This window comes from Pseudomonas sp. NFACC16-2, from assembly GCF_900119205.1.
Lineage (GTDB): Bacteria > Pseudomonadota > Gammaproteobacteria > Pseudomonadales > Pseudomonadaceae > Aquipseudomonas > Aquipseudomonas fluorescens_Q.
In genome coordinates, this window is sequence record NZ_FPIX01000026.1 from 12,608 (window position 1) to 28,634 (window position 16,027).

The window sequence follows — 16,027 nt, forward strand, 5'->3', positions numbered from 1 at the left end:
GATGGGCTGGGGTGTTCATTTGCGCTGGGTCATAGGGTGGAGTGGGGAGCAAGCGCCTTCACGACATGTAAGCGGTGGCTGGGATTCGGTAACACTTAAACTGCCAAGGCGCTGATCACGTGTTTCGGATCATTATGAATCGCTCGCAGCAGCGCTTTGGCGGGGCCGGTTGGCTCGCGTCGTCCTTGCTCCCAATTGCGAAGCGTGCCCAATTGGACGTCGATCAGTGCTGCGAATTTGGCTTGGGTCAGGCCGGTAGCCTTGCGTATTTCTTTCACTTGCAACGCATCGACGATGAATTCCCGGGACGGCTGGCATTCGCCTCGGACGATTTCATCCATCTGTTGTACGCTTTCCATCAGCTCATCGAAAAATTTGCTCATGGTTATCTCCAGTGCTCGACAATCATTTTTAATGCTTTGCGTTGATCGACAGTCAAATCTTGCTGTTCATTTTTCGGGTATATCATCAACAGCGCGATCCGCGAGGCATGGACGAAGTGGTAGTAGATCACCCTGGCCCCACCCCGTTTGCCATGGCCTTTGGCTGCGATGCGGATCTTTCGGATCCCTCCAGTGGCTTCCATTACATCGCCAGCGGAAGGATCACGGACCAGTATTTTCTGTAGGACAGCGAAATCATCGTCATCCATCAGTTCTTTGACCCGACGGGTAAAAATTGGAGTTTCAATCATTGCTAATGTACGCCAGTGGCTTACTTTCGAGCAATCCTATTGAACTTCGCCTTCCGATTCACCCCGTGAGTTGTAACCAAATTCGGGAATGCCCCGATGATCAGGACAGGACACAGGACCGAGCACCCACCATGCGCATGACAGCTCTGAGTAACAACGACCTGGGACCTTTGCGCGATGCGCTCACCCTGGCTGGTCTACCCGTTGACGATCTGGCGTATCCCGGTCGACAGTTCTTCAGCTTCAGCGACCAAGATGTTGTTGTGGCGTTTGGTGGCATCGAGGGGGAGGGGGCTGACCGGTTGCTGCGCTCGCTGGTTGTCCTCGAGGGGCAGCGGGGGAAGGGCGTTGGCGCGGCGGTGTTGGCCGCTATCGAGGCGTTTGCAAAACGTGAGGCTGTAGGGCAGCTCCATCTGCTGACTGACAGCGCCGCCGCGTTTTTTACCGGCCAGGGCTATCAGGCGCGGGACCGATCGCTGGCGCCTGCTTCGATCGGGGCGACGGCCCAATTCAAAACCTTGTGCCCGGCTTCGGCGACCTACCTGGGCAAACGTCTCGTCTAGCGCAGCAAGTGCACCACCAGCCCAGCCAGCCCGCACGCGATCAACATTTGGATCACCCCCAGCTTGTAGCGAAACAGCGCAACGGCCGCTGCGATTGCGATGATTGCCGACGGCCAGTCCAGCGCACCTGCAAAACCATTGGGCCAGAGTACGTGGTAACCGAAGAAGCACGCCAGGTTGAGGATCACCCCGACCACCGCCGCGGTAATCGCAGTCAGCGGCGCGGTGAATTTCAGCGCGTTGTGCGTCGACTCCACCAACGGGCCACCGGCCAGGATGAACAGGAATGAGGGCAGGAACGTGAACCAGGTCACCAGTGTGGCCGCGACGGCCCCGGCGAGAAACGCCTGTTCGGGACCAAACACCTGCATCACGTAGCCGCCGACGAAACCGACGAAGGTCACGACCATGATCAGCGGCCCGGGCGTGGTTTCGCCCAGGGCCAGGCCGTCGATCATTTGTGTCGGCGTCAGCCAGCCGAAGTGTCCGACAGCACCCTGGTACACGTAGGGCAAAACCGCATAGGCACCGCCGAACGTCAACAATGCAGCCTTGGTGAAGAACCAGGCCATTTGCGTCAGCGTGCCTTCCCAGCCGAACACCGCGGTCAGCAGGCCCATTGGCAACGCCCACAACAGGGCACCGATGATCGCCAGGCGGGCGAGGCTGAAAGCGCTGAACCGGACGTGGTCCGGGGGCGGGGTGTCATCGTCGATCAATGCCGGGCCGAAGGATTGGTGCTTGTCATCGTGGCCGCCCAGACTGAATTTTTCCGGTACCCAGCGCCCCCCCAGGTAACCGATGACGGCGGCACCCAGCACGATCAGCGGGAAGGGCACGTTGAAGGCGAATATCGCGGTGAACGACGCCGCAGCGATCGCCCACAGCCAATTGTTCTTGAGTGCGCGGGAGCCGATCCGGTGGGCGGCATGCACCACGATTGCCGTTACCGCTGGCTTGATGCCGTAGAAAATGCCCGCCACCACCGGCACTTCGCCAAAGGCGACATACAGCCAGGACAAGGTGATGAGGATGAACAGCGAAGGCAGTACGAACAATGCCCCGGCGATGATCCCGCCCCAACTGCGGTGCATCAGCCAGCCCAGGTACGTGGCCAGTTGCTGGGCTTCTGGCCCCGGCAGCAACATGCAGTAATTGAGGGCATGCAGGAATCGTCGTTCGGAAATCCAGCGTCGGCGCTCCACCAACTCCTGGTGCATGATCGAGATCTGCCCCGCAGGGCCGCCGAAGCTGATGAAGCCTAGTTTGAGCCAGAACCAGAAGGCCACGCGCAGGCTGACGGCGTCGGGTCGGATCAGGGGCTGTTCGTCATCGGTTCGGGTCGATTTGCTCATGGGCGACGGGGCACGTAAAAGTCAAAGGCGATCTACGTTATGGGGCGTTACGCAATTTAGATAGCCCCCCGGCAAGGTTTGCTTGTAAAAAACAGCCCTTCAGAGATTTGAAACACAAGGTTGGAACAATCATCGCCCGATCATCTTGCTTTCGCACAATCGCCCCAAGGAGTGGGTCAATGAAACAACGTCTTGCCATTGTTGTGCTGATGGTACTGACACTGGGTTCCATGGCCTCGGCCAATGCCCGCGAATCCGGCAATGCACGGGCGCAATCCGTGGCCGGGGTATTCGATTACTATTTGCTGGCGCTGTCCTGGTCGCCGACGTTCTGCCTGACTCACCAGAAGGATGCGCAGTGTTCCGGCAAGGGTTACGGCTTTGTGCTCCATGGCCTCTGGCCGCAATACACCCGGGGCGGCTGGCCGCAATCCTGTGCGCCCCAGGTGCCGTTGACGGCGGCGGAGCAGCAGAAGGGCCTGACCTTGTTTCCCACCCGCAAGTTGATGGCGCATGAATGGTCCAAGCACGGCACTTGCAGTGGCCTGGGCGCCATGGGCTATCTGGAGGTTGCCGACAAAGCCTTGGGCGCGGTGAAAATCCCACCGCAGTTGCAACCGCTCAACGCCTCGTATTATTTCGAGGCTGATGAAATCATCCGGCTGTTCCGCCAAAGCAATCCAGGCATTGCGCCCGACGGCATTGCGGTGATTTGCAGAGGACCTCAATTGTTGGAAGTGCGAGTGTGCATGGACAAGGACCTGGCGTTCGCCGCGTGTGGCAGGGGCGTCAGGACACAATGCCGGGCCGGGGAGATCCGGGTGCCCCCGGTACGATAAGAGTCACAACCCTGCTCTGTGGCGAGGGGATTTATCCCCGCTGGGCTGCGTAGCAGCCCTAAAGCAGTGAACTCAATCTTCCTGGCACACCGAGTTGCCTGGTTTTTTGGGGGGCGCTGCGCGCCCGACGGGGATAAATCCCCTCGCCACAGGGAATTTCTTCGTTCTGAAGAGGGCATTTTTATCGGCTGGCAGGCGGTTTTTTGGATCCACTGCAGCCACCCATCGGCTCTGCTGCACAGGCAAATTGCCGCCTCACAAGCGGTAGGCTAAGCTCACGAATATTGGGGGCTTTGAGCGAATTCGCTCATGTTTTGCCCCCTTCAGGAATTCGCTTGCCTATCCCTATTCTCGATCCTTTCCATGCCCCTGGCGGTGCCTTGAAGCGCCTGCCGTTGCTCAAGGCAGCGGTGACGTTTATCGCGGCGGTGTGCCTGTGCTTGTGCGGTTTGCTTTACCTGCAGCTGGAGCAGTCCCGCAGCCACGATCTGGAGTCGGCCCGCGTCGCTTCGACGACGCTTACCCGGGCCATGGCCCAGCAGGCCCAGGACACCTTTCTCCAAGCTGATCTGGTGTTGGCCAGCCTGGCAGATTGGATCCAAGTCGATGGCTATGGTCCCGCCGTACAGCCGCGCTTGCAGCAAACCTTTGCCCGACGTGTGCAATCCCTTGAGCAATTGCATGGCCTGTTCCTGTTCGACAAGCACGGTCACTGGGTGGTGACCTCTTTTGACAACCTGCACAGAGGCGCAGGGGTGGCGGATCGGGATTATTTTACTTTCCACGAACAGAATGCCTCCTTGATCGCTCATATCAGCCCGGCGATCCGCAGCCGGCAAAACGGCGAGTGGATCATTCCCGTTTCCCGGCGCTTGAACGATCAGGATGGCAACTTCCAAGGCGTGTTGATGGCCGGCATCAAAATGTCGTATTTCGACCGATTTTTCAGGAGCTTCAATCTGGATGATCAAGGCGAGATGGCCCTGGCCTTGTCTGACGGGACACTGTTGGCGCGTCGACCTTTCGATCAGGCGCGAATCGGTCATCCGCTGGGTGAAGAGAATATCTTCAAGCATGACGCGGCAAGCGTGATGGCCGGCGATGCAGTCAGCCGATCAGCCATCGATGGCGTCGTCAGGCTGTATGGGCACCAACATTTACAGGCTTATCCGCTGGTGGTCACCGCCGCGGTGTCCGAAGAAGCGATCCTGTCGGGGTGGCATGACAGGGCTTTCCAATCCAGTCTGATTGTCGGCCTGGTGGTGCTGGGCATTTGCTTGTTCGGCTGGGTATTCGTGCGCCAGGTACGTAACAGCGAACGGATCGAGGCTGACTTGCGCAAGGCTCAGGAAGCGTTGGAGCTGATTGCCACCCATGACAGCCTCACCGGGCTGGCGAACCGGCGTCTGTTCGAACGGGCCTTGGACGTCGAATTCGGGCGGGGCGCCCGTCAGCGCAGTCCCTTGAGCCTGATCATGCTCGATATCGATTTCTTCAAGCGCTACAACGACGCCTATGGGCACGTGGCCGGGGACCATTGCCTGGCGGAAGTGGCCAAGGTGCTCAAGGACTGTTGCCATCGCAAGGCCGATCTGGCGGTGCGGTATGGCGGCGAAGAGTTTGCGGTTTTGTTGCCCGACACCAATCTTTCGGGGGCCATGGCGTTGGCCGAACAGATCCGCCGCAGCGTCATCGACAAGCACATCATCCATTCCGGCTCCCCGACCGGCTACCTCACGGTGAGCCTGGGCTGCTATGCCTTTGTGCCCAGCAGCCTGGACAGCATCGAAGTCTTCATCCAGCGGGCCGATGCGGCGCTTTACCAGGCCAAGTACAGCGGCCGCAACCGTGTGGCGGTGCTATCGACGGAAGGTGGGCTCGATACGCTGGCGCGCTCGGATCGTTGAGATCGGTTGGAATCATCGGCAACGTGCCACGGTCCATTGTTCAGACACTGCGCTGGTGCCATAGACGAGGTGTGTAGGTTCTTTCGCAAAAAACCGTGGGCTCGCCAAATGATCAGGCAGCGGGTGCTAAGGTTGGGAGCATGACTGGCCGCGGATCCTCACCGTTCTCGATCGGAGCCAGCGTTGACAGGACAGGAGCAGATCAATGGATTCCGCTGCCGATACCCCTTCCAACACGGCGCGTCACACACCGATTACCCGTCGCCTGGTTGTGGCGCTCGGGGCATTATTTGTCCTGGGCGTTCTGGTGGCGATTGCCGCGTTGTTCAATATTGCGCAAAAGCTGGACGCGGAGGATGTGCGCAAGACGCATTTCTATATCGAGCGTGCCCTCGAGAATCGCATCACCGCTTCGAAAAACTACATTGCCAGTTATGCCTACTGGACCACGGGCTACGAGCGCCTTAACGGCGAAGTCGACGTGCAATGGGCCTACGCCGAACAGAACATGGGCAAGACCCTGTTCACCAATGATGAATACGAGGGTGTGTTTGTCATTGATCGGCAACGCACCAAATATGCCGTGGTGCGCGGGCGCAATGTCCAAGGTGATGCCGCGGTTTATATGAATGCATCGCTGACGGACCTGGTCGACCAGCTCCAGGCGCAGCCCGACCTGACGATGTCCATGACCCGCTACACCTTGTTCGAGGGCTGGCCGGCCATCGTGACGGCTTCGGTGATCCTGCCCAACGACGAACGGCCCCAGGTCGAGTCCAAAGGCACCTCGGTCTTGCTGTTCGTCGATCAACTGACGCCAGTCAAACTGCGCAAGTTGGGCCAGAGTTATGGCCTCACCGACTTGAATCTCAAGAAAGACACCGAGCTTGAGCCCGGCCAGCCGGCCGTGCCACTGGACAGTACCGGCTTCAGCCTGGTGTCTCGCCTGGAGCGACCGGGCCAGCAATTGCTCTGGTCCCTGTTGCCGCCGCTGGGTGGCGCGTTGCTGATTCTGGCACTGCTGACCGCCTACTTTTCTCGCTATGCGTTGCGCACGGCACGGCATGTGGACGCCAGTTACGACAGCCTGGAACAGTCGGCGCATGCCCTGGAGGCCAGCGAAGAGCGCTTCCGGGCCGTGGCCGAGGCGGCTTCCGACTGGATTTGGGAAATCGACGGGCAGCAACGCATCACTTACCTGTCGGGGCGTTTCAATACGGTCACCGGGTTTTCCGACCAGCAATGGCTAGGGCAGGACATCGAACAACTGCTGTATTGCGACACCACGCCGATTGCCCTCTGGCTGGGCAAGTTGACGGAGGAACAGAACGCCAGCAACTTGCGCTGTTCCTACCGTGATCATTCCGGGCAATTGCGTTTCTGCCGCGTCTCGGCACGCCCGATCTTTAACAAGGCTCAGGTGGTGGGCTATCGCGGCACCGCCAGTGACATCACCGATGAAGTGGCGGCCCATGCCCAGGTCCAGCACCTGTCGATGCATGATGCACTGACCGGCCTGCCGAACCGTAACAAGCTGGCGCGACACCTCGATGATGCGCTGGTGGCCAAGGAGCATTCCGCGCCGCTGACCTTGCTGATGGTCGACCTGGACAACTTCAAGCCGATCAACGACTCCCTCGGCCACCCGGCCGGCGACGCGGTGTTGCTGGAAGTGGCCCAGCGACTGCGCGACTGCACCCGCGAGCAAGACCTGGTGGCGCGCCTGGGAGGGGACGAGTTCGTGGTAGTGCTCAACGGGATGGAGCACACCACTGAGATCGATCGATTCTGCGAGCGGCTGATCGACAGCCTGCAGCAGCCGATCTTCTACGAAACCCATTCGTTGCACATCGGCGCGAGCATTGGCATTGCTGTCAGCCGCCGCCAGGGTTATATACCCGCAGAACTGATCCGCTGCGCCGACATTGCCTTGTACCAGGCCAAGTCCGAGGGCAAGAAAACCTGGTGCTATTTCGCTTCGCAGATGAACGATCAGATCCAGCATCGTCGCCAACTGGAGAGCGACCTGCGCCAGGCGGTGAAGAAAAACGAATTCGTCCTGCATTTCCAACCGCGCTACACCGTCGATGGTCGGGAGATCGTGGCGGTCGAGGCGTTGGTTCGCTGGCAGCATCCGACCCAAGGCTTGTTGAGCCCCGACGCCTTTATTCCATTGGCCGAGCAAACCGACCTGATTGTCCCGCTTTCGCGATGGGTATTGCGCGAGGCCTGCGAAACCGCACTGACCTGGCCGGGAGAATTGATGGTTTCGGTCAACCTTTCACCGGCGCAGTTCGAGCGCAGCGATGTGGTGGAGGATGTGCGACAGGTGTTGATCGAAACCCGTTTCCCGGCGAGTCGCCTGGAACTGGAGATCACTGAAAACGTGATGCTCAACGACGTTGATGGCGCTCTGCAGGTCATGAATGCCCTGAAGGAACTGGGCGTGCGCTTGAACATGGACGATTTCGGTACCGGTTATTCGTCCCTCGGTTATCTGCGCACCTATCCATTCGATGGCATCAAGATCGACAAGCGCTTCATTGCTTCGATGAGCAACAGCAGCAATGACCGCGCTGTGGTGCAGGCGATCATCAACCTGGGCAAGGCCATGGGGCTGACGGTGACTGCCGAGGGCGTGGAAACCCTGGCCCAGCTCGGCTCACTGGGCTCGGACCAGTGCCACGAGGTGCAGGGTTATTTCCTCAGCCGGCCGATCGACAAGCAAGCCTTTGCACACCTACTGGAGAGTAGCCTGCCCCTGCCGAAAACGGGTTCCTGAAAACCTGTTGCAACCACCCAGTCCGGTTGTCGGTCACAACTGTGACTGGGCATTTCGAGTTCTGGCGCTATGAAAAACCTTCGGATCGCGACCTTCAATATCAATGGCATCCGGGCCCGGCTGCCCAATCTGCTGGAATGGCTGGAGCGGGAAAAACCCGACATTGCCTGTTTGCAGGAGCTCAAGGCCGTGGACAATGATTTCCCGGCGGCGGAGCTGGAGTCGGTGGGGTACGGGGCGATCTGGCATGGGCAGGCATCCTGGAACGGCGTCGCGATCCTGGCCCGTGACGCGCAGCCGCTGGAGAGCCGCCGAGGCCTGCCTGGTGGGGATGACGACAGCCACAGTCGCTATCTGGAGGCGGCGGTGCATGGCGTGCTGGTGGGTTGCCTGTACCTGCCCAACGGCAATCCGCAACCGGGTCCCAAGTTCGACTACAAACTGGCGTGGTTCGAACGGCTGATCGACTACGCCCAAGGGTTGCAGGCCAGCGATCACCCTGTGGTGCTGGCCGGTGACTACAACGTCGTACCCACCGACATGGACATCTACAACCCGCGCTCCTGGCTCAAGGATGCGCTGTTGCAGCCAGAAAGCCGCGCGTGCTACCAGCGACTGCTGGACCAGGGCTGGACCGATTCGTTGCGCCACCTGTATCCAGATGAGCGGATCTACACTTTCTGGGATTATTTCCGTCAGCACTGGCAGAAAAATTCCGGGCTGCGCATCGATCACCTGCTACTCAACCCGGCGGCCAGCGCGTACCTGAGCGAGGCCGGCGTGGACGCCTGGGTCCGGAACCAACCCCACCCCAGCGACCATGCGCCCACCTGGATCCGGCTGGCGTCACGCAAGCGGCGGTGACCAGGCGAAACATCCCGGTCGATTGTTGTCTCTGTGAGGGGAATGCCTTATACCTGGCGCCCAACAGCGGTGCGCTTGTCGTGAGCGCAGCGCCGACCCTGGAAAAGGACACACCTCATGAGTCACCTCCAACTGAGCGACACGGCCCGCTATCTGCTGCGCCTGGGTTTCGACGCCCCCCCAGCGCCGACCCTCGACACGTTGCGTCAACTGCAACGGCGCCACACCGCCGAGTTCCCTTTTGAAACCCTGTCGACGTTGCTGCGTCAACCCGTGCCCATTGACCTTGAATCGGTCGAACGAAAAGTGTTCGAACAAGGGCGCGGCGGCTATTGCTATGAACTCAACCAACTATTTTTTGCGCTGTTGCTGGAGTTGGGTTTCGACGCCCGCGGCATCACCGGGCGCGTGGTGATGAACGCGCCTGAAGGCTCTTGGGCTGCCCGGACCCACCGGTTGAGCCTGGTGACGTTAGACGGCGTGCGCTACATCACCGACGTCGGCTTTGGTGGCATGGTGCCCACTGCGCCGTTGCTGCTGGACAGCCGTGAGGCCCAAACCACCCCCCATGAGCTGTACCGCATCGAAACCCATGCGGACGGTTACCTGCTGCGCGCCAACGTCGACGACGAATGGCGGCCAATGTATCTGTTCGATCTGCAACGCCAGGAAGACATCGACTACACCCTCGGTAATTGGTACGTCAGCAGCCACCCGGAATCCCCGTTCATGGGCCGGTTGATGGTTGCACGCACCGGTGACGGGTTGCGCAAGACCCTGAACGGCAACAGCTACGCGGTGCACCGGATAGGGCAGCAGAGCGAACGCCGGGTGATCGCCGATGCCGATGAATTGATTGACTTGCTCGAACAAGAGTTTGGCCTGCGCGTACCGCCGCGCGAGCTGTTGCGGCCGGCGATTGTGAAGGTGCTCCAGCCATAAGAAGGCTGTTGGCCGGGGGTACCTGTTCCTGGGTAGGGCAACAAGTTGTATACAACTATATGGACATTTGTCCTGAGTTTTGAATACAGTGTGCCCATAACAAAAAACAGGGAATCCCCGAACCATGAAAACGCCCCATGTTTCACTCCCACGGCCCGAGGACGAAAACCTTGGCGTCGGCGCGAATATGGCTTACGGCCTGCAACATGTGTTGACCATGTACGGTGGCATCGTCGCCGTGCCGTTGATCATCGGCCAGGCGGCCGGGCTCTCGCCCGCGGACATCGGTCTGTTGATTGCCGCGTCATTGTTCGCGGGGGGCTTGGCAACATTGCTGCAAACCCTCGGCCTGCCGTTTTTTGGCTGCCAATTGCCCTTGGTGCAGGGCGTATCGTTCTCGGGCGTGGCGACCATGGTGGCGATTGTCGGCAGCGGCGGGGAAGGCGGCTTTCAAGCCATCCTGGGCGCGGTGATCGCCGCGTCGCTGATTGGTTTGCTGATTACCCCGGTGTTTTCGCGCATTACCCGGTTCTTTCCGCCGTTGGTCACCGGCATCGTGATCACCACCATCGGCCTGACCCTGATGCCGGTAGCGGCGCGCTGGGCCATGGGTGGCAACAGCCACGCCGCTGATTTTGGCAGCATGGCCAATATCGGCCTGGCGGCGGTGACCCTGGTGCTGGTGCTATTGCTGAGCAAAATGGGCAGCGCAACCATCTCACGGTTGTCGATTCTGCTGGCGATGGTCATTGGTACCGTCATCGCCGTGTTCCTTGGCATGGCGGACTTTTCATCGGTCAGCCAAGGCCCGATGTTCGGCTTCCCGACACCGTTCCATTTCGGCATGCCGACTTTCCACATCGCCGCGATCCTGTCGATGTGCATCGTGATCATGGTGACCCTGGTGGAAACCTCTGCCGACATCCTGGCGGTGGGCGAGATCATCGACACCAAGGTCGACTCCAGGCGCCTGGGTAACGGCTTGCGGGCTGACATGCTGTCGAGCATGATCGCGCCGATCTTCGGTTCCTTCACCCAAAGCGCCTTTGCCCAGAACGTCGGGCTGGTGGCGGTGACCGGGATCAAGAGCCGTTTCGTGGTGGCGACCGGCGGGGTCTTCTTGGTGGTGCTCGGCCTGCTGCCGTTCATGGGCCGGGTGATCGCGGCGGTGCCGACCTCGGTACTGGGCGGTGCCGGTATCGTGCTGTTCGGCACCGTGGCTGCCAGTGGCATCCGCACGCTGTCCAAAGTCGATTACCGGAATAACGTCAACCTGATCATCGTCGCCACCTCCATTGGTTTTGGCATGATTCCCATCGCCGCACCGAATTTCTATGACCATTTCCCGAGCTGGTTCGCGACCATTTTCCATTCGGGCATCAGTTCTTCGGCGATCATGGCGATCGCGCTGAACCTGGCGTTCAACCACTTCACCGCCGGTAACTCCGACCAGCAGTCGGTTTTCGCCGCCGGCACCGAGCGAGTGTTGCGCTATCAGGACCTGGCAGCGCTACGTGAAGGTGATTACTTCAGCGATGGCAAGCTGCACGACTGCGATGGCAACGAGATTCCCGTGGTGGCTGAGCCTGTTCACGGGGCGGCGGAGCATGCGCCGATCCGTCTGAAAAGCAGCGAGCACGTCTGACAATTCCCTGTGGCGAGGGAGCTTGCTCCCGCTGGACGCGAAGCGGCCGTGTTTTAGGACTGCTGCGCAGCCCAGCGGGAGCAAGCTCCCTCGCCACAGGGGTTATCCAGTGGACATGAAAAAGCCTGTGATCATTGATCACAGGCTTTTTCGTGCCGCCCGGGAGCCGGTTACCAGCGACCGTAATGACCGCGCGGCGGACCATAGTAGTAGCCCCGTGGTGGCCCGTAATACACCGGTGCCGGGCGATAGTAGATCGGTCGCTCTACATACACCGGCTGCGGCTGGTAGTAGACCGGTGGCGGGGCCTGGTAGTAGACCGGCTGTGGCTGGACATAGACCGGTTGCTGCACATACACCGGCCGATCACGGTTGATGATGGCTGAGCCAACGATGGCCGAACCGACGATGGCACCAAAAACGGCGGGCCCCTCCCAACCACCACGACCGTGGGCGGATGCCTGGCCGGTGACCGCGAGTGCCCCCATGAGCAGGGCGATGATGGGAAGTCTACGATTCATGGCTGTTCCTCGTTTCGGCCCCGGCGCCTGTGGTCTGCAACAGACCCGATGAGGGTCGCGGGGATACTTGCTCTGACAACGATTTTCTCAGGATTTGCGACGCCGTTGGGTAAATATTGTGTAAGGTCTGTAGGGCTTTTTCTTTACCGCGCCGCGTCATCCAGGGGCCTGAGACCGGGCTGGGCTGGCGGTATCATCATCGAATAAAACCTTTCACAGCGGCGATTCCGTCTGTCCGAAAGTGAATTGCAAGGAGACACGCATGCAGATCAATCCCAACAAAGACACCCAACTGTGCATGTCGCTATCGGGGCGTCCCGGAAACTTCGGCCTGCGTTTTCATAATCACCTGTATGAACAATTGGGGCTGAATTTCTACTACAAGGCGTTTAGCAGCCAGGATTTGCCTGGAGCCGTGGGCGGTATCCGTGCCCTGGGGATTCGTGGATGCGGTGTGTCGATGCCGTTCAAGGAAGCCTGCATTGCCCTGGTGGATGAGCTGGATCCTTCCGCCGCCGCGATCCAGTCGATCAATACGATCGTCAATACCAACGGCCATCTGAAGGCCTACAACACCGACTACATTGCCATCGCCCAGTTGTTACAAAGCCACGCGGTGCCCAAGGACTCGACCTTTGCCTTGCGCGGCAGCGGCGGCATGGCCAAGGCTGTGGCCAGTGCCTTGCGCGATGGGGGTTACCAGAACGGGCTGATCGTTGCCCGCAATGAAGCCGCGGGGCGAGCCCTGGCCGAGTCCCTGGGGTATGAATGGCAAGCTGGCCTGGGTACCCGGCGGCCACAGATGTTGATCAACGTCACGCCGATCGGCATGACTGGCGGCCCGGAGGCCGACCAGTTGGCGTTTGAGCCCGAGACCATCGTCGCGGCCGAGACTGTGTTCGATGTCGTGGCGATCCCGTCGGAAACGCCACTGATCGTGCGCGCCCGCGCCGAAGGCAAGCGGGTCATCACCGGGCTGGAAGTCATTGCGATCCAGGCCCTGGAACAGTTCGTGCTGTACACCGGCGTGCGGCCCAACCTGGAGCAATTTGAAAAAGCCGTGACCTTCGCCCGGTCGGCGTAGGCACTGCTATTCCAGCCGCGACAGGCGTTCTTCCAGGGCTGCGATCCGGGCTTCGAGTTCTTCGATGCGCTCCAGCGAGACAGCGCCACCGGCGCCACGCTCCACCGGATGCTGGCGGGCGGCGAGAATCGCTTCGATGTCCGCCGGATCGCCCATGGCGTGTACATAGCGGTCTTCGCGCTGGCCGGCCTGGCGTGGCACCAGCAACGCCAGACCGCGGGCGATCAGACGTTCGAGCTGGTGCACCACTTGTTCGGCGTCTTCGAAGTCGTGCATCCGACCGCTGCGGGTCAGTAGCTCATTGACTGTTTGCGGGCCACGCAGGAACAGCAGACCCATCAGGACCACCTGGGCTGGCACCAGCTCCAGGGCTTTGTCGACCCGATGTTCCCAGCGGTCGGCGCGGCTGCCCATCACCAGTTTGGTAAAGCCGCGACCTTCCAACGCCCGCAGGCTCTGGCCGACCTGGCCCGGGTTGAGGTTCATCACCGGTTCGCGGCTGGTTTTCTGGTTGCAGGCCAGTACCAGGGCGTTGAGCGTCAGCGGGTAGGTCTCGGGGTTGGTGGCCTGTTTTTCGACCAGCGCGCCGAGGATGCGGATTTCCGTGCTATTGAGCCGTGGTTCTTCAGCCTGGCGTTGTTCTTCGATGCTCATCGCGCGTTCCCTATGCTGTGGAAGCCGCCTAGCCTAATCCTTGCGTAATAAAAGACAAGCTGTGCGACAAGCCGTGGCTATAATCGCAGCCGTTTGATTCATTCTTTCCTGCCACCTGCATGAGATCGCCATGACTATTTCCCTGTACGCCGCTTCCGTCCCGGTTTTCAAGCAGATGCTCAACGCGTTGAGCGACGTTCTGAACAAGGCCGAAGCCCACGCCACCGCGAAAAACATCGACCCGAACGCCTTCCTGCAAGCTCGCCTGTACCCGGACATGTTCCCGCTGGTGCGCCAGGTGCAGATCGCGGTGGACTTCGCCAAGGGTGTATCCGCCCGCCTGGCCGAGGTCGAGGTGCCGAAGTATGAGGACAGCGAGACTACGTTCGCCGAGCTGCAAGCCCTGATCGCCAAGGTCTTGGCCTTTATCGACGGCATCAGCCCTGCGCAGATCGATGGCAAGGAAGGCATCGAAATCGTCACCCGTCCGGGCACGCCGAAGGAAAAGCGCTTCAGCGGCCAGAACTACCTGCTGACCTACGGCCTGCCGCAGTTCTTCTTCCACGTCACCACCGCCTACGCCTTGCTGCGCCACAATGGCGTGGAAGTGGGCAAGCGCGACTACATGGGCGCGTTCTAACCCCGCCGGCATGAAAACGCCCGGGACGGTGTGGGCCGTTCCCGGGCTTTTTTGTGGCTGTCTGGCACATCCTCGGCGGATGTATCACCGCTATCGCGAGCAAGCTCGCTCCCACAGGGGATCTATTGTGCAGCGGCTATTGTGTGAGCGCCGCTGGCCTCTGTGGGAGACGATGACGACCGAATAGCCACCGCAGTTGTTACGCCGTACGCGCGAGCTTCTCTTCCTCACCCAGGCATGCCGCCGCGGTGAACAGCACATCCGTAGACGAGTTCAACGCCGTCTCCGCCGAGTCCTGCAGGACACCGATGATGAAACCCACCGCGACCACTTGCATGGCGATTTCGCTGGGAATGCCGAACAGGCTGCACGCCAGGGGAATCAGCAACAGCGAACCACCGGCCACCCCGGATGCGCCGCACGCGCAAATGGCCGCGACAACGCTCAGCAGCACGGCCGTTGGCACGTCCACCACAATACCCAGGGTGTGTACGGCCGCCAGAGTCAGTACGGTGATGGTGATGGCGGCGCCGGCCATGTTGATGGTCGCGCCCAGGGGGATCGACACCGAATAGGTGTCTTCGTGCAGGCCCAGGCGTTTGCTCAGTTCCAGGTTCACCGGAATATTCGCCGCCGAGCTGCGCGTGAAAAATGCCGTGATACCGCTCTCACGCAGGCAGGTGAATACCAGCGGGTAGGGGTTGCGACGCAGTTTCCAGAACACGATGAGTGGGTTGACCACCAACGCCACGAACAGCATGCAGCCGATCAGTACGGTGAGCAGGTGCAGGTAACCAAGCAGCGCGCCGAAGCCGGAAGTGGCCAGCGTCGAGGCTACCAGGCCGAAGATCCCCAGTGGGGCGAAGCGAATGACCAGGCGCACGATCACGGTCACGCCGTTGGACAGGTCTTCGAGCACGGTGCGGGTGGTCTGGCCTGCATGGCGAATGGCGATGCCCATGCCGATGGCCCAGGCCAGGATGCCGATGAAGTTACCGTCCATCAGCGCCCGGACCGGGTTATCCACCACGCTCAGCAGCAGGCTTTGCAGCACCTCGCTGATGCCCCCGGGCGCCGTGACCGCGACGTCTTGGGTCGATAGCACCAGGCTGGACGGAAACAGTGTACTGGCAACCACCGCGATCACCGCCGCGGCGAACGTGCCCAGCAGGTAGAGGAACAGGATGGGGCGGATATGGGTTTCCTGGCCGTGCTTGTGGTTGGCGATGGATGCCATGACCAGTACGAATACCAGGATCGGCGCTACGGCCTTGAGCGCGGACACGAAGACCTTGCCGATGAATGCGGTGGACTTGGCCACGTCGGGCGCCAGCCATGCCAGGACAATACCGGCGATCAGACCGATGATGATTTGCGTCACCAGGCTGGTGCGTTTGAGGCGTTGCATAGGGGTAACGGACGAAGCTGTCATAGCGGCATCTCTGATTTTATTGTGTGCGACGGTCGACGAGTCAGGGCAACAAGCGGGCAGGCCACATGAGCGGACCGTGGGAAAGTACGGCGTTTGCAGGCCGCG

General features: G+C 60.5%; 15 protein-coding genes. 9 read left to right on the forward strand and 6 right to left on the reverse strand.

Features of this window, described 5'->3' with window-relative positions; all coding sequences use genetic code 11:
• Positions 1 to 95: 95 nt before the first annotated feature.
• Both BT116_RS19860 and BT116_RS19865 read right to left on the reverse strand, forming a co-directional pair.
• Positions 96 to 383: a helix-turn-helix domain-containing protein gene (locus tag BT116_RS19860; RefSeq protein ID WP_072346550.1), complete on the reverse strand. Its 288-nt coding sequence runs from the start codon at positions 381 to 383 to the stop codon at positions 96 to 98.
• A gap of 2 nt (positions 384 to 385) precedes the next feature.
• Positions 386 to 694 (reverse strand): type II toxin-antitoxin system RelE/ParE family toxin, encoded by a 309-nt coding sequence (locus BT116_RS19865; protein ID WP_072346553.1) that lies wholly within the window; start codon positions 692 to 694, stop codon positions 386 to 388.
• Positions 695 to 825: 131 nt separating this feature from the next.
• Here BT116_RS19865 and arsN2 point away from each other — a divergent pair, with 131 nt between their 5' ends.
• Positions 826 to 1,257, forward strand: a complete 432-nt coding sequence (arsN2, locus tag BT116_RS19870) for an arsenic resistance N-acetyltransferase ArsN2 (RefSeq protein WP_072346555.1) — start codon at positions 826 to 828, stop codon at positions 1,255 to 1,257.
• Here arsN2 and chrA read toward each other — a convergent pair.
• Positions 1,254 to 2,612 carry a chromate efflux transporter gene (gene chrA, locus BT116_RS19875; protein ID WP_072346557.1) on the reverse strand — a complete coding sequence of 453 codons (1,359 nt, stop codon included), beginning with the start codon at positions 2,610 to 2,612 and terminating at the stop codon, positions 1,254 to 1,256. The genes arsN2 and chrA overlap by 4 nt on opposite strands.
• A 179-nt stretch (positions 2,613 to 2,791) precedes the next feature.
• Here chrA and BT116_RS19880 point away from each other — a divergent pair, with 179 nt between their 5' ends.
• The 6 genes from BT116_RS19880 to BT116_RS19905 all read left to right on the forward strand — a co-directional run bounded on the left by BT116_RS19880 (position 2,792) and on the right by BT116_RS19905 (position 11,591).
• On the forward strand, positions 2,792 to 3,451 hold the full coding sequence (locus BT116_RS19880; protein WP_072346559.1) for a ribonuclease T2 family protein: 660 nt from the start codon (positions 2,792 to 2,794) through the stop codon (positions 3,449 to 3,451).
• 335 nt (positions 3,452 to 3,786) lie between these two features.
• Entirely contained in the window at positions 3,787 to 5,358 is a 1,572-nt protein-coding gene (locus tag BT116_RS19885) for a sensor domain-containing diguanylate cyclase (protein WP_072346561.1), read from the forward strand.
• 205 nt (positions 5,359 to 5,563) lie between these two features.
• Positions 5,564 to 8,140, forward strand: coding sequence for a bifunctional diguanylate cyclase/phosphodiesterase (locus tag BT116_RS19890; protein WP_072346563.1), 2,577 nt, complete (start codon positions 5,564 to 5,566; stop codon positions 8,138 to 8,140).
• Positions 8,141 to 8,209: 69 nt separating this feature from the next.
• Positions 8,210 to 9,004 carry an exodeoxyribonuclease III gene (gene xth / locus BT116_RS19895; RefSeq protein WP_072346565.1) on the forward strand — a complete coding sequence of 265 codons (795 nt, stop codon included), beginning with the start codon at positions 8,210 to 8,212 and terminating at the stop codon, positions 9,002 to 9,004.
• Positions 9,005 to 9,121: 117 nt separating this feature from the next.
• On the forward strand, positions 9,122 to 9,946 hold the full coding sequence (locus BT116_RS19900) for an arylamine N-acetyltransferase family protein (protein WP_072346567.1): 825 nt from the start codon (positions 9,122 to 9,124) through the stop codon (positions 9,944 to 9,946).
• A gap of 124 nt (positions 9,947 to 10,070) precedes the next feature.
• Complete coding sequence (locus BT116_RS19905; protein WP_072346569.1) at positions 10,071 to 11,591, forward strand: nucleobase:cation symporter-2 family protein; 1,521 nt, start codon at positions 10,071 to 10,073, stop codon at positions 11,589 to 11,591.
• 170 nt (positions 11,592 to 11,761) lie between these two features.
• On the opposite strand, the gene BT116_RS19910 is transcribed toward BT116_RS19905, so the two are convergent.
• On the reverse strand, positions 11,762 to 12,112 hold the full coding sequence (locus BT116_RS19910) for a hypothetical protein (protein WP_063322141.1): 351 nt from the start codon (positions 12,110 to 12,112) through the stop codon (positions 11,762 to 11,764).
• Between the two features lie 262 nt (positions 12,113 to 12,374).
• On the opposite strand from BT116_RS19910, the gene BT116_RS19915 reads away from it, so the two are divergent.
• The gene (locus tag BT116_RS19915; RefSeq protein WP_072346571.1) at positions 12,375 to 13,196 is read left to right on the forward strand and encodes a shikimate 5-dehydrogenase; all 822 of its coding nucleotides are present in this window, start codon (positions 12,375 to 12,377) and stop codon (positions 13,194 to 13,196) included.
• Positions 13,197 to 13,202: 6 nt separating this feature from the next.
• Here BT116_RS19915 and BT116_RS19920 read toward each other — a convergent pair whose 3' ends face one another.
• Positions 13,203 to 13,850: a YceH family protein gene (locus tag BT116_RS19920; protein ID WP_072346573.1), complete on the reverse strand. Its 648-nt coding sequence runs from the start codon at positions 13,848 to 13,850 to the stop codon at positions 13,203 to 13,205.
• Positions 13,851 to 13,980: 130 nt separating this feature from the next.
• Between BT116_RS19920 and BT116_RS19925 the strand changes: the two genes are divergently transcribed.
• A complete protein-coding gene (locus tag BT116_RS19925; protein WP_072346575.1) occupies positions 13,981 to 14,490 on the forward strand; it encodes a DUF1993 domain-containing protein in 510 nt (169 codons plus the stop codon).
• A gap of 199 nt (positions 14,491 to 14,689) precedes the next feature.
• Here the strand turns inward: BT116_RS19925 and sstT are convergent, their stop codons facing one another.
• Positions 14,690 to 15,922 (reverse strand): serine/threonine transporter SstT, encoded by a 1,233-nt coding sequence (gene sstT, locus BT116_RS19930; RefSeq protein ID WP_072346577.1) that lies wholly within the window; start codon positions 15,920 to 15,922, stop codon positions 14,690 to 14,692.
• Positions 15,923 to 16,027: the final 105 nt, after the last annotated feature.